The organism is bacterium SCSIO 12844 (assembly GCA_024397935.1).
Lineage (GTDB): Bacteria > Pseudomonadota > Gammaproteobacteria > Francisellales > Francisellaceae > M0027.
Map to the genome: position 1 here is coordinate 1,317,702 of CP073743.1, position 21,202 is coordinate 1,338,903.

Annotated in this window: 19 protein-coding genes; 14 read left to right on the plus strand and 5 right to left on the minus strand. The window is 32.7% G+C overall.

From position 1 onward, the window contains the following. The first annotated feature begins 73 nt into the window (after positions 1 to 73). On the plus strand, positions 74 to 643 hold the full coding sequence (locus KFE69_06305) for a GNAT family N-acetyltransferase (protein UTW43699.1): 570 nt from the start codon (positions 74 to 76) through the stop codon (positions 641 to 643). Positions 644 to 645: 2 nt separating this feature from the next. Here the strand turns inward: KFE69_06305 and KFE69_06310 are convergent, their stop codons facing one another. The 4 genes from KFE69_06310 to KFE69_06325 are packed head-to-tail and all read right to left on the minus strand — an operon-like array spanning position 646 to position 3,330. Next, the gene (locus KFE69_06310) at positions 646 to 978 is read right to left on the minus strand and encodes an aspartate 1-decarboxylase (GenBank protein ID UTW43700.1); all 333 of its coding nucleotides are present in this window, start codon (positions 976 to 978) and stop codon (positions 646 to 648) included. Positions 979 to 1,005: 27 nt separating this feature from the next. Then, positions 1,006 to 1,773 (minus strand): pantoate--beta-alanine ligase, encoded by a 768-nt coding sequence (gene panC / locus KFE69_06315; GenBank protein ID UTW43701.1) that lies wholly within the window; start codon positions 1,771 to 1,773, stop codon positions 1,006 to 1,008. Between the two features lie 20 nt (positions 1,774 to 1,793). Then, positions 1,794 to 2,582, minus strand: coding sequence for a 3-methyl-2-oxobutanoate hydroxymethyltransferase (gene panB / locus KFE69_06320; protein ID UTW43702.1), 789 nt, complete (start codon positions 2,580 to 2,582; stop codon positions 1,794 to 1,796). Beyond that, entirely contained in the window at positions 2,569 to 3,330 is a 762-nt protein-coding gene (locus KFE69_06325; protein UTW43703.1) for a DUF2520 domain-containing protein, read from the minus strand. Before KFE69_06325 ends, panB begins: the two co-directional genes overlap by 14 nt. Positions 3,331 to 3,670: 340 nt before the next feature. Here KFE69_06325 and KFE69_06330 point away from each other — a divergent pair, with 340 nt between their 5' ends. The 6 genes from KFE69_06330 (at position 3,671) to KFE69_06355 (ending at position 8,765) form a co-directional block, all read left to right on the plus strand. Continuing rightward, on the plus strand, positions 3,671 to 4,870 hold the full coding sequence (locus KFE69_06330) for a multidrug effflux MFS transporter (GenBank protein UTW43704.1): 1,200 nt from the start codon (positions 3,671 to 3,673) through the stop codon (positions 4,868 to 4,870). Next, the gene (locus KFE69_06335; protein UTW43705.1) at positions 4,863 to 5,828 is read left to right on the plus strand and encodes an alpha/beta fold hydrolase; all 966 of its coding nucleotides are present in this window, start codon (positions 4,863 to 4,865) and stop codon (positions 5,826 to 5,828) included. Before KFE69_06330 ends, KFE69_06335 begins: the two co-directional genes overlap by 8 nt. 47 nt (positions 5,829 to 5,875) lie before the next feature. After that, positions 5,876 to 6,379 (plus strand): O-acetyl-ADP-ribose deacetylase, encoded by a 504-nt coding sequence (locus tag KFE69_06340; GenBank protein UTW43706.1) that lies wholly within the window; start codon positions 5,876 to 5,878, stop codon positions 6,377 to 6,379. A 12-nt stretch (positions 6,380 to 6,391) separates the two neighbouring features. Next, entirely contained in the window at positions 6,392 to 7,018 is a 627-nt protein-coding gene (locus tag KFE69_06345; GenBank protein UTW43707.1) for a nitroreductase family protein, read from the plus strand. Between the two features lie 68 nt (positions 7,019 to 7,086). Further along, positions 7,087 to 7,794 carry a transporter substrate-binding domain-containing protein gene (locus KFE69_06350; GenBank protein UTW43708.1) on the plus strand — a complete coding sequence of 236 codons (708 nt, stop codon included), beginning with the start codon at positions 7,087 to 7,089 and terminating at the stop codon, positions 7,792 to 7,794. Positions 7,795 to 8,069: 275 nt separating this feature from the next. Then, complete coding sequence (locus tag KFE69_06355; GenBank protein ID UTW43709.1) at positions 8,070 to 8,765, plus strand: hypothetical protein; 696 nt, start codon at positions 8,070 to 8,072, stop codon at positions 8,763 to 8,765. On the opposite strand, the gene KFE69_06360 is transcribed toward KFE69_06355, so the two are convergent. Continuing rightward, positions 8,752 to 9,405, minus strand: a complete 654-nt coding sequence (locus KFE69_06360; protein ID UTW43710.1) for a DNA-3-methyladenine glycosylase — start codon at positions 9,403 to 9,405, stop codon at positions 8,752 to 8,754. The genes KFE69_06355 and KFE69_06360 overlap by 14 nt on opposite strands. 145 nt (positions 9,406 to 9,550) lie before the next feature. Between KFE69_06360 and KFE69_06365 the strand changes: the two genes are divergently transcribed. The 7 genes from KFE69_06365 (at position 9,551) to KFE69_06395 (ending at position 21,118) form a co-directional block, all read left to right on the plus strand. After that, on the plus strand, positions 9,551 to 10,768 hold the full coding sequence (locus tag KFE69_06365) for a tyrosine--tRNA ligase (GenBank protein UTW43711.1): 1,218 nt from the start codon (positions 9,551 to 9,553) through the stop codon (positions 10,766 to 10,768). A gap of 81 nt (positions 10,769 to 10,849) precedes the next feature. Beyond that, on the plus strand, positions 10,850 to 12,775 hold the full coding sequence (gene thrS, locus KFE69_06370) for a threonine--tRNA ligase (GenBank protein ID UTW44024.1): 1,926 nt from the start codon (positions 10,850 to 10,852) through the stop codon (positions 12,773 to 12,775). A gap of 3 nt (positions 12,776 to 12,778) precedes the next feature. Then, positions 12,779 to 13,306, plus strand: coding sequence for a translation initiation factor IF-3 (gene infC, locus KFE69_06375; GenBank protein ID UTW44025.1), 528 nt, complete (start codon positions 12,779 to 12,781; stop codon positions 13,304 to 13,306). A 33-nt stretch (positions 13,307 to 13,339) separates the two neighbouring features. Then, positions 13,340 to 13,537: a 50S ribosomal protein L35 gene (gene rpmI, locus KFE69_06380; protein UTW43712.1), complete on the plus strand. Its 198-nt coding sequence runs from the start codon at positions 13,340 to 13,342 to the stop codon at positions 13,535 to 13,537. Between the two features lie 32 nt (positions 13,538 to 13,569). Then, on the plus strand, positions 13,570 to 13,932 hold the full coding sequence (gene rplT, locus KFE69_06385) for a 50S ribosomal protein L20 (protein UTW43713.1): 363 nt from the start codon (positions 13,570 to 13,572) through the stop codon (positions 13,930 to 13,932). A 254-nt stretch (positions 13,933 to 14,186) separates the two neighbouring features. Then, on the plus strand, positions 14,187 to 16,757 hold the full coding sequence (locus KFE69_06390; protein UTW43714.1) for a hypothetical protein: 2,571 nt from the start codon (positions 14,187 to 14,189) through the stop codon (positions 16,755 to 16,757). A 56-nt stretch (positions 16,758 to 16,813) separates the two neighbouring features. Further along, positions 16,814 to 21,118, plus strand: coding sequence for a hypothetical protein (locus tag KFE69_06395; GenBank protein UTW43715.1), 4,305 nt, complete (start codon positions 16,814 to 16,816; stop codon positions 21,116 to 21,118). Positions 21,119 to 21,202: the final 84 nt, after the last annotated feature.

Consider the following 21,202-nt stretch of genomic DNA (forward strand, 5'->3'; position numbering starts at 1 on the left):
TAATTTACTTGACTTATGTTATTATGGACTTTACATTTTAGCCTAATCCTAATGACTTTATGATTAAGCTAAAATGAAACCTTTCTATTATCAATTCAATGCTGAGATTTATATTGCTTCATTAGAGCAAGCTGATCCTTTAGCCGTATTGGACTTTTTTAAACGTACGGATAAAACCTTTTATGAATTAACACCAGAACGTAGTGAGCATTTTTATACGCCACAATATTGGCATTTTGAAGTAGAGATGGCGCTTCATCATTTTGATAAACAAAAAAAAGCTAGTTTTATCATTGCACATAAGGATGATGATAATAAAGAAATTGTTATTGGCTGGGTTAACTATAACAATGTGATTCATGGTGCATTTAAAGCCTGTTATTTAGGTTATGTCTTAGATGAGTCTTTTCATGGCAAAAACATTATGTATACAGCTTTATCTGTGACGATTCCTTATGTTATGGATGCATTTCATTTAAATCGAATCATGGCAAATTATATTCCTGAAAATAAACCAAGTGAGCGTGTATTATTACGTTTAGGATTTGAAAAGGAAGGCTATGCCAAGCGTTATTTAAAATTAGGTGGTCAATGGCGTGATCATGTGATGACTGCTTTTATTAATCGTGATCGATTTGAATGATATTAATTATGTTTCAAATCAACCAATTTAGGTGCTAAAGTTTCTTCATTTGGATCAATCATTGCATAAGATAGAATAAAAATTTCATCACCAATTTCACACTTTCTAGCAGCTGGGCCATTAAGGCCAATAATTTTACTGCCACGTTCACCTGCAATAACATAAGTTTCTAGTCGCTCACCGTTATTCAAGTTAACAATAGATACTTTTTCATTAATAGAGATTGATGCTTGATCCATAATATCTTCATCTATGGTGATACTGCCTACATAATAAAGATCTTTTTGACTAACTGTCGCATAAGATATTTTTGATTTAAGTGTGCTTATTAGCATAATTTAACTTGTCCTTCTATTTTTATTTTAAAGTTCTATATTATCAATCAAACGCACATCACCAATGTTAACTGCGCTTAAAAGTCGATTTTTATATTGTTTGATATATTCAACATCAATGCCTAGTTCGCTTAATTTTTGACTAATTAATTTAGGATTATTTCGATGCTGATTAAATATGATTGCAAATTGTTCGGCTTGATGTTTCTCTTGAGGGTTTAGGCGAGTATTTCTTGAGCTTAAAGCAAGGTTTGAATTTTTTTCTCGAATTGTAGGACATGGAGTAATTTTAGTATCAAGAAAAAAGGCATCTGCCATTGATTCAATCAGTTTAAATTGTTGATAGTCTTTTTCTCCAAAGTACGCATTATTTGCTTTAACTAATAGTAATAGTTTCATAACAACGGTTAATACACCATCAAAATGCCCAGGTCTAAATTCCCCTTCCATTGTTTTTGATAATGGGTGATCTGTTATAATTTTAGTTAAGTAATTATCAGGGTAGAGTGCTTCTTTTTGAGGCATTAATACATAATTTACACCTAAAGATTCAGCCAGTTCTAAGTCTTTTTCAGGCATTAATGGGTAATTATTAAAGTCATTTGAATCATTAAACTGTGTTGGATTAACAAAAATACTTAAAATAGTTAAATCATTTTCATCAATTGATCGTTGAATTAATGATGCATGACCTGTATGTAAGCAGCCCATTGTTGGCACAAAGCCAATAGTTGCAGTAGCTGATAAATTTTTACGTAAGTTTCGCCAATGTGTTATTTCTTTAATTACTTCCATGAGTAACAACCCCTTATTATTTAATTAAAACTATGTTCTTTTTTTGGAAATGCGCCATTTTTAACCTCAAGGTTATATTCAGTTAGCGCATTTTGAATTAATTGAAAGCCATTTAAGTACTCTTTAACAAATTTAAAAGGACTATTTTCTGTAAGCCCAAGTAAGTCATGCCAAACTAAAACTTGACCGTCCGTTTGATTGCCTGCGCCAATACCAATTGTTGGTATATTTAATAGAGATGTAATCTCAGCTGCCAAATCAGCTGGCATACACTCAAGTACAACTGCAAAACAACCAGCATTTTCTAAATCTTTCGCTTGTTGAATTAAACATGACTTTGCTTTATCGTCTTTTCCTTGAACTCTAAAACCACCAAAATTATGGACATGTTGGGGTGTTAAGCCAATATGTCCCATGACAGGGACACCTGAATGAACAATGTGATTAATAATATCAAGATTACCATGGGCGCCTTCAAGTTTAACAGCATGTGCGCCGGATTGAACCAAGATTTGAACAGCAGAAATTGTATCTTTTAAAATGCCACGATATGACATAAAAGGTAAGTCAGCGACGATAAACTTATCTTTTGCACCTGTTGCGACAGCTTTTGTATGAAGTTGCATCATTTCAATTGTTGCAGTTGTTGTATTTTGATGTCCATGAACCACCATAGAAACACTATCACCAACCAATAAGACATCAATATCAGTTTGATTGGCAATTGCTGCTGTTGTTGCATCATAGCAGGTAATAACGGTTATTTTTTCAGCATTTTGTTTTTTGCTTAGAAAATCAAGTACGTTCATTTTCTTGTTTATCCTGTGACAGTTGATTTAGATGGGTTTCTACAAAGGCTTTGTAAATCTGAAGAAAATTATCATCATTGATATTAAGTGCATCAATATGAAAGTTAATGGTATTAATATCATTTCTAGCAATGGGTCCAGTTAATGCATTTTGATAGTCATTTTTTAAGTTGATTAATGTTTGTTCTAAAAGTGGGATTGCCATGATAGGATCAATGTTAAAGTGACTTTTAAGTGTATTAAAATATTTTTGCCATAATAGTGTTGTATAGTTATTTGCAATAGCACCCAGTGCATGATAATAAGCTTTATCTTTACGCTTTATCTTAAAAAAGCGGTTGGGTATGCCGGGTAATAATTGACTGAATTTAGGACCTTCAGATTCGATTGCAAATGGTATATCTAGGTAGCATTCAGGTGTATAAAGTGACTTTGAAAACGTTTGTAATGGGTGTGTAGTATAGGCATATTCGGAACTTAGTGAACCTGAAAAGTGAAGGTATAACTGATCTTTTTGTTTGTACTTTAAACAGTTTGTTTTAATAAAATTTTCAATGGCATCATCTTTAATTAAAAAAAGAATATGCGTTGATTCTTTTAATAGCAAAATTAAATTTTCGATTGAATACGATCGGTACCAGTGCTTGTAAGATAGCTTAAGTATATTAAGATAATGAATAAAATGTTTAGCCATTAGGCCATTGCCAATCACTAAGTATTGTGTATTTGATTTGCTCAAACAATCCATTTTCAATATCCTAAAATCATTAACTAAACTAGATTTGGCATATAAGCATAAACAGATTTCAAAAGACTCGCAATATAAAAAATATCTTGAAAATAATTATAAATTTTAGTATGATTTCTGGGCTGGTTATTTAGCCTATGCATAAGAACAAAAAAATATAGGGGAAAGAAGATGATAGTCCTCAGCGGAGTTAATCAATAAAAAGTTAATCAAATGGTTTTCAATAATTATTTGGTGTTATTGTTTCAGTTGTAATTTGGTATAAAAATACTATGGTTAAATAGCATTGTACTATTTTATAACTTATTGAATTTTAAAATTTTTATTATTGAGGTACATTATGTCTTCTGTAGATAAATCGCAGCATCGGGCGATTATTTTTGTTGTTATTGCATTAATTATTTTAATGGTTGGTGCAACCGATTTACATATTCCATCATTACCAGCAATTCAGAAAAGTTTATTTGCAAGTGTTGGTGAAGTCCAGTTAACGGTAACGCTTTATTTAATTGGTTATGCTGTTTCACCGTTAGTTTATGGCCCATTATCAGATGCTTATGGTCGTCGTGGTATTTTAATTTTTGGTTTAGTCATTGCATTTTTTGGTAGCCTATTATGTACATTCGCTCCATCAATTGAAATGTTACTAGCTGGACGAGTATTACAAGGGCTTGGCTTAGGTGCAGGCAGTGCCATGATGCGGGCAATTTTTAGAGATGCATTTACTGGTAAAACATTGGCTAAAGTAGGTTCTTATATGGGAACAGCTAGTTCATTAAGCATGGGCTTAGCGCCAACTTTAGGCGGTTTTGTTCAAGAGTATGCTGGCTGGAGATTTAACTTTGCTATTATTGTGATAGCCGTTGTTATTGGTTTGTATTGTGTTTTACGTTATTTACCTGAGACACATCATAACCGTAATATAGAAGCTAAAAAACCACTTAAATGGTTTAAAAGTTACTTTGAGTTAATTAGATCAAAAGCATTTATTTCTTGTGTTTGTATGGCAGGCTTTGCATTCTCTGGTTTAATTGTTTATGCAACAGCCGCACCATTTTTATTACAAACCAACTATGGGTTAAGTGCAGCACAATTTGGGCTTTTATCATTATTTATTGCAGCGGCACAAGCAGTTGGCTTTAACTTAAATGGTCGTCTGTTAAAAGTAGTTAGCATTAATCAGGCAATGCTAATTGGCGTAATTATGATGCTAATTTCTGGCTTAATGCTAATATTGTTTTATATAATAGGTGGGTTAAGTGTATTTAGCATTATTGTAATGATTGTTATTTATGTCATTGGTACAGGTTTTATTTATGCCAACGCCTATGCGCAGGCTTTTAGTCCATTTGGCCATATTATTGGCTTTGCAGCAGCGATGTACGGCATGTTACAAACAACGCTTGGTGGTCTATCAAGCTTTATTGTTGCAGTTATACCTCACTATAATGCTTTAATAATAGGTATAATGTTTAGTGCATTGGCTGTTGTCAGTTTAATAACATTAGCTATGGTTGTGAAGTATGTAGAGCATGAATAAATCAGAAACTAAAAGTAACAATAAAAAACAATTATTTAGTCCGCCTAATTGGCTGAAAAATCCACATTTTCAGTCAATTTATGGCAGTGTTATTCGTTATAAATCAAAATTAGTTATTCATTGGGAAGCTATTTCATTAGAAGATGGTGACTTTATTGATATTGCATGGGTTGGCCAAAAAGATAAGCCAGTTGTTATTTTATTACATGGTTTAGAAGGTTCTGTAAATTCTCACTATATTCAGATGAGCATTGACTATTTGATTGATGTTGGTTATCAGGTTGCTGTGATGCATTTTCGTAGCTGCAGTTATCGAATGAATGCTAATAAAGAAAAAAGTTATAATGCTGGCGATACTGAAGACTTTAAAGCAATTTTAGATACATTGATCTGGCGATTTAAAAAACCATTTAAAGTGGTTGGCTATTCATTAGGTGGCAATGTTCTTTTGCGTTATCTTGAAAAATATGATGATTGGCGTATTGAAAAGGCAGTAATAATCTCTTCACCATTTAATCTTGGTCTATCAGTTGACCAATTATCACCATTTTACCATAAAGTTTTCTTAAAAAGTTTAAAGAAAAAGGTAATTTATAAAGTTAAACGCCAGGGGTTAATTGGAATAGATTTAAAATATTTAAAGTCAATTAAGCATTTGCGGGACTTTGATAATTATATTACAGCTAAAATGTATGGTTTTAAAGATGCTGAAAGTTATTATCGGGCTTCAAGTACAAGATCAGATTTGCATCGAGTTAAGCAAGATACTTTAATTATTCATGCTTTAGATGATCCGTTTGTCCCTTATTTTACAATACCAGAAGATGAAGAACTATCTGATTCTACAAAATTGATACTTACAGATACTGGGGGCCATGTTGGCTTTGTAGAGGGCGGTTTACCTTGGAAGCCGAAGATATGGTTTTTTAAACCAATGTTAGATTTTCTAAAGCAATAAAAGGGTTTAACTGCAACATGATTTAGTTATTTAAAAGGAGTTTATCGATGGCTATTTTAAAGGTAATTCAAGCGGATATTACTCAACTAGAGGTTGATGCTATTGTCAATGCCGCAAATAATAGTTTATTAGGCGGTGGTGGTGTTGATGGTGCAATTCATCGTGCTGCAGGCTCAGAGTTACTTAAAGCATGTAGAGAGTTAAATGGCTGTCAAACAGGGCAAGCCAAACTAACCAAAGCCTATCGACTACCTTCAAAGTATGTTATTCATACGGTAGGGCCAATCTATCATGGTGGGCAGAATAATGAAGCTCAATTATTAAAATCTTGTTATCAATCATCTTTAATGCTAGCTGATCAAAATGGTGTTAAATCAATAGCATTTCCATCAATTAGTTGTGGTGTCTATGGCTATCCAAAGGATGAAGCGGTTAAAATTGCAATAGATTCGGTTAAAGAAGTGATTAATACACTAGATTTAGTTGAAACCGTTTATTTTGTATGTTTTGATGAATCTATGCGTAATTTATATGAAAGTTATTTAAGTTAAGGGAGTATGACGATGGATCACCAAATTAAGAAAGCACATGCAGATGCCCCTATTCATCACTTATTAGAAAAACGTTGGAGTCCTTATGTATTTTCTGATGAAAAAATCTCTAATGAGACTTTGAAAGTATTATTTGAAGCGGCTAGATGGGCGCCTTCATCTTATAATGATCAACCATGGCGTTATATTATTGCAACAAAAGAACAACCTGAAATTTATGAAAAAATATTTACTTGTTTAGTTGAAGGCAATCAAACCTGGGCAGGTAATGCTTACGTACTAGCACTTGGTGTTATTATGAAAAATCTATCTCAAACTGGAAAGCCTAATCGAGCTGCATTACATGATTTAGGTGCAGCATCAATGAGTTTGACATTAGAAGCATTAAAGCAAGGTTTATTTGTCCATCAAATGATTGGAATTATTCCACAGAAGGTGAAAGAAACATTTAATTTACCTGATGATGCTGAAGCTTACACAGCTTTAGCTATTGGTCATGTATGTGATTCTGATGAACACTTTGATAAAGCAGCCGATGTCTTAAAAGAGTGTGATCATAAGCCTAGAGAAAGAAAACCATTAGATGAGATTATATTTCATGGAAGTTTTGGTGAAGCATTTAAGTTTGATTTGCTGTAAATTAAATTTAAATTATATTTTTTAGAACTATGATCAAACATCTTAATACAACTTATGGTTATTTACTGATGCAAATTAATATACTTAAAGGCGTGGTTTTATCACTTTTATTGTTAAATACAAGTTTTGCGGCTGAGAAGGTTTTGAAAGTTGGTACAGCTGGAGATTATAAGCCACTAACTTGGTATGATGTTAAAACAAAACGCTTTAGTGGTACGGATATTCAGTTAGTTAAAGCATTTGCTAAAGCAAATGATTACAAAATTCAATGGATTAAAACAACTTGGCCAAATTTGTCAAAGGATTTAGCACAAGAAAAATTTCAAATGGCCATTGGTGGTATTTCATTAACACCAGCAAGAGAAAAACAGTTTTTAACATCTCAAGCATTAGAAACATCAGGTAAAATGGCTTTGATTCGCTGTAAAGATAAAAAGAAATATAGCAATTTAAGTTCAATCGATCAGTTTTTTGTTAAAGTGGTTGAAAACCGTGGTGGCACAAATGAAGCTTTTGCTTTAAAGAATTTGCATAAAGCTACTATTGTGCTTGTACCAAATAATCATTTGCCTTTTGTTTATTTAAATCGTCATTGGGCTGATGTAATGTTTACTGATTCAATTGAAGCAAAATATCAGCAGAGTTTAAATCACGGCTTATGTGCAGTTACGCAATATCAATATGATCCAGTATCAAAAATTGCTTTATTTTTGAAAAATGAGACTCAATTAAAAAATCAGTTTGATCATTGGCTTGAAAATAATAATCACAAATAAATATAATAATTAAAATATTTGCAATATATTATAAGTGAGATAGGCTCTTTTTTATTTTAATGAACTTAAATAAAGAGAGCTAGAAATGCCGTTACTAGAAGGTTCAGCTGCAAAAAAAGTGGTATTTAGATGCTAAATCGTTTTATGATCAGGAATACGATTTTTCATTATTGCAGTGGCAGAGCGAATATCAGCAAAAAATACCTGTAGACGAAAAAGTGGAAAATATGCCAATGGTATTGAAAGCCCAATTTATTATATTGGGTGAAGGAGCTATGGAATTAAATACAGATCTAAAAGAAAGAATGCAAGATGTTTATGATCCGCTTTTAACGATAGGGCAGCCAGCAGAGTTAATGAATATGTATGTTAATGGTTATTGTGCTGAAAACCCACAAGATAGAATTAGCCTTGTTGCAAGAAATCTTTTATTGTGCGAGCAAAATTTAAGAAATTCAGGCTTAACTATTCAGCATGATCAGGCGTCTGTTCAAGTATTAGCAGCCTGTTTTAGTCGAATCTGTAGTCCTAAAACTTCAATTGCAGTTGCTATCCAACAGCCTTCATTAGAAGATGTACATTTTGCAGCAAGATCACTATTAGAAAATGCATTGATTGAGAATAAATTGTTTAGTGAAGAAAATGTATCTAATTTACCACATTTAACAACTTTTGATGTGTTTAGAATAACGGCAACAATAAATCAACTATATCAAGCTAAACTACTTAACCCTAATATGGTTTTAGCGATATTCGAAATATCCAAAAGAGATAGTCAATTATTAAATCATATTAATACAGATGACTTAGCATTGATTAATACTGCTATTAATAAAGGTGTTACATTAGAAAATGCTGTTGGTAAGATGTTTTTAGAAAATAAGTTATCACATAATCCATATGATCTAATGTTTCAAGCTTTTAGCTCTAAACTACAACAAGTGCATCATGAGAGTCCTACATTAGAGTAATTTGGTAATGATTTGTTTTTCTTAAGGTTAAAGGGTTTTTTGTTGCAGCATGAGCAAATTGATAATCAATATATCGGTAAGGTAGATTTTCATCACGCCCTTTTGGAATTCCTAGTCGAGTAGTTTGAATAATTTTTTTAGGTTGGTATTGGTCTGTTGCGATATAAAACTCATCTAATTTAAAGGTTTGTTGATCCCAGTCTTTTACTTTTAAGTTAAGTGATTTACATAGAAGCGTTTGACCAGAACATAAGCGATGAAGGGGGCGTTTTCTATTATTTGATAATGGGTTTAGTTGATGCATGATATTAAGTGTTTCAGAAGAAAGTTTTCTATAGGGTATTGCACCTTTAATTAAAACAGCATTGCCTTTACCTTCTGCACTGATATTAAGCGAATCTTTGCCTCTGGCATAGTACATATAAATCGTTCCAGCCTGCATAAATAAGGCTTTTCTTTTTTCAGTAAACCCAAGCGATGCATGACTACCTTTATCATTTAGATAATAACTTTCAGTTTCAACAATTTGGGCAATTAGCCAGTGATCGTTATATTTTCTTACAATTAATTTTCCTAGGAGTGCTTTGGCTAATTGACATGCTTCTTTATTAAAAAAGTGACTAGATACGGGCTGTAACATAACTATATTATTCTCAATTTTAATGATGGCTCTCATTGTATCGAAAATAATTTAAAACGAAATACTGGCTGTTATGAGAATCATCGGTATAATAGATGGTTTAAGTTTATTTGAATTGATAAGTTAAGTTCATTTGGAGTGATAAATGTCATCAAAGAGTATTGATGAAGCGTTGGCGATTATTAAACGTGGAACTGATGAAATTTTATTAGAAGAAGATTTAGTTACTAAATTAAAAGAAGCTAAGCCTTTAATTGTCAAAATGGGTTTTGATCCGACAGCACCTGATTTGCATTTAGGGCATACAGTGGCAATAACAAAATTGCGTCAGCTACAAGATTTAGGTCATGAAATTCACTTTTTAATTGGTGATTTTACAGCACAGATTGGTGATCCAACAGGAAAAAATGTCACACGTAAACCATTGGATGAGGCAACGATTCAAGAGAATGCCAAAACATATCAAGCACAATGCTTTAAGATTTTAGATAAAGATAAAACAGTAATTAGACGCAACTCAGAGTGGTTTGGTAAAATGAGTGCTGCTGGTATGATTAAATTAGCTGCCAAAGAAACAGTTGCTCGTATGCTTGAGCGGGATGATTTTAAAAAGCGTTACCAAGGTGGTCAATCAATTGCCATTCATGAATTCTTATACCCACTTGTCCAAGGTTATGACTCAGTTGCAATGAAAGCAGATATAGAACTTGGTGGAACTGATCAGAAATTTAATTTATTAATGGGACGTGAATTGCAAAAAGATGCGGGTCAAAGACCGCAAGTAGTAATTACTATGCCACTATTAGAAGGTTTAGATGGTGTTAAAAAGATGTCTAAATCATTAGGCAATTATGTCGGTATTGCTGAAGCACCAGATGACATTTTTGGTAAATTAATGTCTATCTCAGATGAATTAATGTGGCGTTACTTTGAGTTGTTAAGTGCAAAATCTATTGATGAAATTGAAAACCTAAAACAAGAAGCAAAAAATGGTCGTAATCCGCGTGATATTAAAATTTTATTAGCAAAAGAGATTGTTGCCCGTTTTCATAGTCAAGCAGATGCTGATCAAGCTGAAGCAAACTTTATTAATCGTTTTCAGAAAAATCAAATACCAGATGAAATGCCAGAATATAGCTTTGATATTACATCTGAAGGGATTGCAATTGCAAATTTACTAAAAGATGCGCAGTTAGTTAGTAGTACTTCAGATGCGATTCGTATGATTAAACAAGGTGCTGTAAAAATTGATGGTCATAAAGTTTCTGATACAAAAATGATTTTAGATACAGATTCTGAAGCAGTTTATCAGGTAGGTAAACGCAAGTTTGCCAAGATCAAACTAAGTGTTACCGTATCCTAATTAAAGTAAGTAAGTTTTAATTTAGAGAATGTAATTATGCTTAAGCAAGAAGTAAAAGAAGACAAATTAAAGAGTGATATGATGGTAAAAGTAACTTTGCCTGATGGTAGTATCAGAGAGTTTGAAGATAAAGTAAGTGTGTTAGATGTGGCTGAATCCATTGGCTCAGGCCTAGCTAAAGCAACGCTTGCAGGTGTTGTTGATGGGAGTTTGGTGGATGCTAGCTTTGATATTGCATCTGATGCAAGCTTAAAAATAATTACAGCTAAAGATAAAGAGGGATTAGAAATCCTTCGCCATTCCTGTGCGCATTTATTGGCTCAGGCAGTTAAAAAATTATTTCCAGAAGCGCAAGTGACGATTGGTCCTGTAATTGAAAATGGTTTTTATTATGATTTTTCTTATAAACGCCCATTTACACCAGAAGATTTAGAAGCCATTGAAAAGAAAATGAAAGAAATTGTTGCTAAAGGGCATAAAGTGGTGCGTTCAGAGATGCCAAGAGATGAGGCAATTGAATATTTTGAATCCATTGGTGAGTATTATAAAGCAGATATTATTCGTGATATACCACAAGGTGAAGTATTAAGTCTTTATACACAGGATGATTTTACAGATTTATGTCGTGGACCTCATGTACCTAATTTATCTCATTTAAAAGTATTTAAATTAATGCGTGTTGCGGGCGCTTATTGGCGTGGTGATTCAAATAATGAAATGCTACAGCGTATCTATGGTACTTGTTGGGCTGATAAAAAAGACTTAAAAGCTTATCTTTATATGCTAGAAGAAGCACAAAAACGTGATCATCGTAAAATTGGTAAAGCGCTTGATTTATATCACTTTCAAGAAGAGTCACCAGGCATAGCATTTTGGCATCCTAAGGGTACGCAAATTTGGCGTGTTGTTGAAGATTATATGCGTGCTTCTAATTATAAATATGGTTGTGATGAAATTAGAACACCGTTAATTGCAGATATTTCAATGTGGGAAAAGTCAGGGCATCAGGCAAAATATGCTGAAAATATGTTTATGACAGCTTCAGAAAATCGTGATTATGCAATTCGTCCGATGAATTGCCCAACTTGTGTACAAGTCTATAATAATCATCTAAGAAGTTACCGTGATTTACCAATTAGGATGGCTGAATTTGGTATAGTACATCGAAATGAAGCATCTGGTGCTTTACATGGCTTACTAAGAGTAAGAAGTTTTACACAAGATGATGGTCATATCTTTTGTCGTGAAGATATGGTTCAAGATGAAGTTGCTATGATGGTTGATCAATGCTTTGAAGTTTATCGTGATTTTGGTTTTACTGATTTTGATGTTAAGCTTGCCCTAAGACCTGATAATCGTGTTGGTTCTGATGAAGTATGGGATAAATCAGAGAAAGCATTAGCACAAGCTTTAGAAAGTAAGGGTATTGAGTTTGAAGAGCTACCAGGTGAAGGTGCATTTTATGGACCAAAAATTGAGTTTCATTTAAAAGATGCTATTGGTAGAAGCTGGCAATGTGGTACCATTCAGCTAGATTTTTCAATGCCAATGCGCCTAGGTTCTGAATTTGTTGATGATGACAATGAAAGAAAGACACCTGCGATGCTTCATCGTGCAATTGTTGGATCTTTAGAACGTTTTATTGGTGTTTTAATTGAACATTATGCAGGAAAGCTACCTGTTTGGCTTTCTCCAAACCAAGTCGTTGTGATGGGAATTACCTCTCGAGTTGACGAATATTTGGAAAAAATTCATAAAAAATTGCAAAAAATGTCAATTAGAGCAGAATTAGACTTGAGAAAAGAGAAAATCGGGTTTAAAATTCGGGAGCATACTTTATCCAGAGTTCCATTTTTTATTATTGCTGGTGATAAAGAAGCTGAAAGTGATATGATCAGCGTTCGCAGACGTGATGGTAAAGACTTGGGTATAATGAGTGTTGAAGCTTTTATTGAGCTAGTTCAACAGCATATAGCGGATAAAGGTAGAAAAAACTTGGAGGACTAAGTTATTAAAGAAGAGAATAAAGCTCGCATTAATAATCAGATTTCGGTGAAAGAAGTTCGTCTGATTGATAATGAAGGGCAACAAGTTGGGGTGGTCTCAACTAGAGACGCTTTAAATCAGGCGCAAGAGTTAAGTCTTGATTTGGTTGAGGTATCACCACAAGCACAGCCACCGGTTTGCCGTATTATGAATTATGGTAAGTACTTATTTGAGCAGAATAAGAAGAAATCCGAGGCTAAGAAAAAGCAAAAGCAGATGCAGGTTAAAGAAATTAAACTGAGACCTGTAACTGAAGAAGGGGATTATCAGGTCAAACTACGCAACCTGATGAAGTTCCTTGAGCATGGTGATAAAGTCAAGATCACAGTGCGTTTTAGAGGTCGCGAAATGTCTCATCAAGAATTAGGCATGGCGATGATGAAGCGTATACAATCTGACCTTGAAGAATTAGCAGTGGTAGAACACATGCCTAAATTAGAAGGCCGTCAGATGATAATGATCATGGCACCAGGTAAAAAGAAAACAAAATAAATTAACAATTGCTATGAATGCGGAGTATGCAATATGCCAAAGTTAAAATCAAATCGTGGCGCGATGAAGCGCTTTAAGAAAACAGGAAAAGGTGGATTTAAGCACCGTGCGGCTTATAGAAACCATATTTTAACGAAAATGACAACCAAGCGTAAACGTCATCTTCGTGGTATGGATATGATCGCAAGTGCAGATAAAGCATCTTTAAAACAAATGATGCCGTTTGTATAATAATTGTTTAATCTTAAAGTGGAGTCGTAACTATGCCAAGAGTAAAAAGAGGCGTCCAAGCACGTCGTCGTCATAAGAAGGTCTTAAAACAGGCCAAAGGTTATTATGGTGCTCGTTCACGCGTCTATCGTGTAGCGAAACAGGCTGTAATTAAAGCAGGTCAATATGCTTATCGTGACCGTAAGCAAAGAAAACGTCAATTCCGTTCATTGTGGATTGTGCGTATTAATGCTGCAGTTCGTCAGTACGATATGAGCTATAGTAACTTTATTAATGGCCTTAAAAAAGCAAATATTGATCTTGATCGTAAAGTATTAGCTGATATGGCTGTTCATAATAAAGCTGATTTTGAACAATTAGTTGAGCAAGCTAAAACTGCTTTAGCATCAGCTTAATTGTGTTAATCTAAAATATAGGAATGTGATTTATCTCACGTTTTTATACCTACATATTCTATGTCAAAGCGCTTAATTACAGCGCTTTTTTTATATCTATTCAATATATTTGATTATTAATTGATCATTTTTTGTTGACTTCAATTTTGCAATTTGATAATATCGCCTGAAATAAAAAAAATAAAATTTTAATAAAAATAATAAATAAAGTTATAAAAATTAAGAAATAATCACAAGGTGAGGTTGTAATACTAATGGCAAAGTTAACTAAGTTACATAAGATAGTTGTATTAAGTTTAGTTTCATTTGCATTATATGGTTGTAATAGTGATGAGGTATCTTCTTCAGATGATTCAGAAAAATCTAGTAATAATACAGTTTATACACTTACTGATAGCCATAGTACTAATACAGCAGTCATTGCTTCACCTTATGAAATTAATGTTAATTTAGAATCTGAGAGTGATAATTTTCAAGTAGGTGTTCAATCAACAGGTGAAGCACAAGCAAGCAATATTCAACTGAACTTTTCTGACCCACAGAATACTAGTTGTTTTAATGTAAGCTATTCGGATGTTTGTGATAAGCTTGATATGCATTCAACATGTCAGATTACATTAGTACCAAATAATGATGCATATCAGATAGATAATCAAAGCGTTGAATATTATATTACAGCAACGCTTGATGGTAGTTTAACACCGCTTGAGCCTGAAAATTTAAATGTAAAGTCCCTAACGACTAAACCAAATGCATTTTTAGGTAGTGGTGGTCATACACAATTAACTATTTATAACAATACTGGGGTTGATGTTGACTTAACAGACTATCAATTTAAATCAAATGATGACCAATTAATGGTTCAGTTACCCGCAGCATTAGATGCCGCTATAAAAAATGATGTATTACCAAATGGTAAGCATTCTGTTGTTGATGTTCAAGCGAGTACTAACCATACAACTTATCGCTCCCAAGTTGTTATGGTTAACTCTAGTGGCATCGATGCTGCAACTTCTAAGGTAACAGTTATCCGTCCAATTGTGGAAATACTTTCACAAAGAATCTCACTGCATTCGCTTGAAGATAAAACAATAAAAGTTAAAAACTTATCACCTGTGGAAGCTGAAGGAGTTATCATTTCACTACCTGATTTAGAGGGTGTAAAAGTAATTAATAATCAATGTCAATTAGAAGAGCAAGATTCATTTAATTTAAAACCTTATGGCGATTGCTCAATTACTTTTAGAGCGCTTGTTCGCCCTCAAGATTCAGGTGAAATAACAATTAGTAAAGATATAAATGCTAACTTCTCTACACCAAAATCTTCAGTTGCAATTAGTGCTTATACACCTGCAAAATTGGCTGTTTCTGTTTTTCCAAAAGAGTTTACAATTTCAAGTTATGCAAATAAAGAAGTAATAGTAACAGTAGTTAACAATAGTGATTTAGAAATTAGTGATTTAAATTCAAAACTATCTGCATTGACACATAAATTTATTATTAACCCTAAAAAGACTACATGCCAAAAAACTACAGTATTAGGTAGTGAAGCGTCTAATAATTCTTGTGTTTATGTTTATGTTTATGTTTATGTTTATGTTTATGAGTATGAATCAGGAAAAATTGAAGAGCCGTCTCATCCAAATGTTAGAGTGACAATCACTGGAAAAAATGCCTTACCGCAAGTAAAACGATTAAAGATAAATAATTATCCTGAATATTATTCAATACCTCAAAATGCTTCAAGAGTTCATGATGGTTTAGCAGATAATGTTACATATACAACTTCTGTTGACTCAAAAGGTGTTATATATGCTGGAACAACCGGTGGTTTATCAATTTCGAAAGATGGTGGAAAGACTTTTATATATAAAACAACTGCTGATGGCTTGGCTGGAAATAAGGTTAGTAGCATATTTATCGATTCAGATGATACGCTTTATGTTGGAACAAACATGGGGTTATCTATTTCAGAAGATGGTGCAGAAACATTTACAAATAGAACAGAAGCTAATGGTCTAGGTCATGATGATGTTGAAAGTGTTTTTGTTGGCTTAGATGGTACGATTTATGCTGGAACATTTCATGGTTTATCTATATCAGAAGATGGTGGGCAAACTTTTGAAAATAAATCACAGTCTAGTGGTTTAGGAGATGACGCAGTTAATGGTGTTTTTGTTGATTCGGATAATAATATTTATGTTGCAACTCTTGGTGGCTTATCTATATCAAAAAATGGTGGAAAATGTTTTGTCAATAAAAGATTAGTTAATAGCCATGACTACGGTTTTGACAATTTAATGTATAGTGTATTTGTTGATTCAAATGGAATTATTTATGCAGGATCTAATGAAAATGGCTTGTATATATCAACAGACGGTGGTGATACCTTTTTCAATAAAAATAAACAAAATACAAATGGCTTAGGTGATAATACTATATATAGTATTTTTGTAGACTCGGATGATGAACTTTATGTTGGAACTTCTGAGGCAGGTTTATCAATTTCAACCAATGGTGGTGACTCTTTTACAAAAATAACGACAGAGAATACTGAAGGTGGTTTAGGTAGTGATCTAGTTTATAATGTCTTTGTTGATGCAAGTAGTAATATTTATGCAGGAAACTATGGAGGTTTATCTATATCTGAAGATGATGGTAAGCATTTTACAAATATAAGAGAAGCTGAAAGTTTGGCTGGGAATTCAGTTCATAGTGTTGCTACTGATTCAAAAGATACAATCTATGTTGGAACTTACAGTGGTTTATCGACGAGATATGGTGTCATTATTCCAAAATCTATTCAAGATGTATTTCATAGTTAGTATATAAGTTAATTAAGCATTAAAAATTAAATTAATAAGCATGAGGTTCGGTTGCAATGAATAATTTTAAATCAACTAATTTACACAAGTTAATCATATTAAGTTTAGTATCATTTACACTATATGGTTGTAAAAGTGAAATACCATCATCTTCTGATAATTCAGATCAACCAGCAAATCAAACAGTTTATAATCTAATGGATAGTCATAGTTCAGATACAGCCGTGATTGCTTCACCTTATGAAGTTGATGTTAATTTAGAATCTGAAACAAGTAATTTGCAAGTAGGTGTAGAACCAACAGCAGAAGCTCAAGCAAGTAATATTCAATTACATTTTTTAGATCCACAAAATACGAATCGTTTTAATACGACTTACTCAGATGCTTGTAATAGCCTTGATACAAGTTCAAGCTGCCAAATTACACTAGTGCCTAATAATAATGCTCAATTAATTGATAACCAAACGGTAGGTTATTATATAACGGGTAATATTAATGGTAGTCTAACTCGTCTAAAACCAGAGTATTTTATTGTTAAGTCATTAACCACCGAGCCAAATGCATTTATAGGTAGTGGTGGGCAGAGCCAGTTAACTATTTATAATAATACAGGTGTTGATGTTGATTTAAGTGGCTATCAGTTTAAATCAGATGATACTCAGTTAAGTGCTCAATTATCAGAAGCACTACAGACTGGAGATAGTTATGTTTTAGCTAATAACAAAAAGTTTATCGTTAATGTCAGTGCAACTGATGATCATACAAATAGCCGTTCAGCCGTATTAATGGTAAATTCAGCGGGTATTAATGCGGTTGATTCAACGATAAATATTATCAGGCCTTCGGTTAATCTTTCACCGAATCAACTAACCCTGTGGCCGAATCAAATACGTACAATTACAATTGAAAATAATACGCCAGCTTTAGCAAAAGTATCTGATATTAGTTTATCAAATATAGATGGTGTAAGCTTAGATACGAGTAATTGTGATGATGGTATTATAGGATTTTCAAGTTGTAAAGTTACATTAACATCGAAGAAAAAAATAGCAACGAAAGAAGTTGATTTAATCGTTACAGGCGAAAACTTTGATACACAACAAGCAAGTGTTTATACAGAGTTACCTAATCCAAGTATTAAACCTGTCAATGTTGATATGACGCCAAATCAATTAACCTTATTACCGAATCATAATAATACAATAACAATTAGTAATCATTCAGCAACACAATCAGCGTATGTAAAAGAAATAGATTTACCAGGCTTAACTGATGCTGAAGTTACAAGTAATACTTGTGGTAATACAATTAGTGCATTAGACAGTTGTCAAATTAGTTTTTCAGTTGATCATAATGTAGCGAAGCAACGAGCATATTTATCAATTTCAGGTAAAAACTTTTTACCACAAGAATCACAAATAACAACAATTTCAACGCCAAGAGCTAAAAAAGCGACACAAGTAGAAATAACGCCAAGTCAATTAACCTTAATTCCAAATCATACCCAGAAGTTAACAGTTAAAAACTTAACATCTAATAAGGCTTATCTTAAAGAGATAGATTTACCAAGTTTATCAGATGTTTTAATTACAAATAACTGTTCAGATGTTGACTATCTTACAAGTAAAGGTAGTTGTGAGATTATATTTCAGTCAGGTAAGCAAATAGGTTCATCAAGTAATACAGTTAGTGTCTATGGTAAAAACTTTTTATCAAAAGAAGCGCATATAACAGCAAAGAGTCCTCATCTGCCAGGTAAGCCAACGAGTATCGATTTAATTCCTAATCAAATTACCTTATTACCAAATCAAAGTAAAAGTATAGTGATTAATAACCAAAGTAGAGTGGCAACTAAAGGCTTAGCGATTAACATACCAACATTAGATGGCGTAACGGTTACCAATAATACTTGTGGTGATGAATTATTAGGTGAAACAAGTTGTATGATTGAATTTAAAGCAAATAGTGATGTCGTCTCAAAACAGAGTGATTCCTTATTAGTAACAGGTAATAACTTTTTATCTAAGCAAGCACAAATAGATACGAATAATCCTAAGATACAATTAAAGAAATTGACACGAGTAGAAATAACACCGAGTCAGTTAGTTTTATTGCCAAGTCAAACAAGAGAAATGACCATTAGTAATATGACAGCTACGACAGCGGATATTAAAGAATTAGATATCCCTGATTTATCGGGTGTTACTATAACCAATAATTGTGGTAGTGAGATTGCGGGTTTAAGTAGTTGTACCATTGAATATAAAGCAGCTAAAAAGCTACCCTTATCAGAGCATGGTAATGTTCTTATTTATGGAAAAAACTTTTTATCTGAAAAAGCACAAGTAATAGCTAAAGCAGTTAACCCACCGGTTATACCAACGAGTGTTGAGCTAAATACAAATCAAGTAACGCTATTGCCAGGAGAAAGTAAGAAGATTGTAGTTACAAACCGCACAAGAGTAAAAACACAAGGTTTAACAGTAACGATATCAGAGTTAGATGGTGTTAGTATTAATAATGGTTGTAAAGGAGAAGTACTAGCGAAATCAGAGTCTTGTATTATTCAATTAGAAGCAAATAAGAAATTTCCAACACAACAGGCAACTTTACAAGTCAATGGTGATAATTTTTTGGCACATAATGTAGAAGTAAATACCAAGATGCTCAATCCATCATTTAAGCCAACAAGTATTGAAGTTAGTCCAAGTCAATTGGTTTTATTACCAAATCAGACTAAAACAATAACAGTAACAAACCGTACACCCATTCAAGCACAGCTTAAAGAGATAGTATTACCAAGTATAGAGGGTGTTACTATAACAAATAACTGTAGTGATGAAATAAATGGCAAGAGTGGTTGTAGTATTATTTTCCAAGCGGGTGCTAATGTAAATGCGCATAAAGATAAGTTAATTGTAGAAGGAAACAATTTCCTATCTCAAACTTCAGAGTTATTAACTCATAGTAATACGATTCAAAAAGGTATCAATATTAGTTTGTCAAAACATGAGTTTGTTACAGCCAGTAATATGGACAAGCAAATAACAGTTACAGTAACTAATAATAGTAATGTATCATTAAAGGACTTAAAATTAATCCAAACACCAAATGATAACCCTAAAAACCCAGGTAATCCAATATTAACAATTAATACAAATCATACACATGATCGGCATCAATGTATTAATAAAACTTATTTATCACCAGGTAAGTCATGTGAATATATACTAGACTATTCACCGAATGTTGTTAGTTCTGCTTATTATTTAAATGTTGAATTATCTGTTCAATCAAGTTTATTGCTTTCAAATACTGAAGATTTAACCATAAATAATTATCCAACAAAGCAAATTTATGGAATTGGTCGTGGCAGGGTTACCAGTATATTTATTGATCAGTATAATAATATTTATAATGGATTTAATGGAAGTAATGGTGGTGGTTTTAATATTCTTTTTTCTAAAAACTCAGATGATTTGATTACAGATACTTTAGTCGCTGATACAATCATGAAAGGGCCACCACAAGTAAATGATCTTATTGTTGATAAAAAGGGCAAAGTATATTTAGCGACTAATAGTGGCGTAATGATTTATGCATCAGATCCACTAGAAGATGGCCATTATTATTTATATTCTCAATTAACAACATCTAATGCGAATTCAATTTTTGTTGATCAAGCAGGTAACGTATATTTTGGCAATAGACAGGTATCAATATATAAACCTGATGATATGAGTGATAATCATTATAAACTATTAACAACATTGACGACTGATGATGGTTTAATCAGTAATAAAGTAGGAGGATTATTTGTTGATAAATTTAATAAGTTATATGTTGGGACAAGTGGAAAAGCAAGTTCTACAGGTGGGTTTGCAATTTTTAAACCGGATGAAAATTCATTAAAAGGTTATACACTAATAAAACAAATACACTCTTCACTTGTCCATGATATTTTTGTTAATAGTGATGGGAAAATTTACACTGCTACAGGTAGTGTTTATTCAGGTAGTCACTTAGGAGGAATTAAGATTTATTATAATGAAAAAAATGATTTTCAATTGATTAAAACTATTGATGATAATGATGGTATTGCCGATCAATACGTTAATAGTATTTTTGTTGATAGATCAGGCAATATCTATGCTGGAACTCAAGATGGTTTATCAATTTATGATAAAAACTATACTTTACTTGAAACACTAACGGTGGAAACAACCAATAATGGCCTTGAATCAAATGCCATTAACAGTGTATTTGTCAAAAATGGCAATATATATGTAGGCTGTGGTAATTTAGGTGCAGGCGGTGGCTATTATGGTAGCTTATCTATTTTCCCAAAGCCTAATTCATAGACATTATTTATATTTATTTTATTATTTTACTTATTTTTTATTCGCTATTTTTGCATAGTTATATTTTTTGTTTGATATAATCAA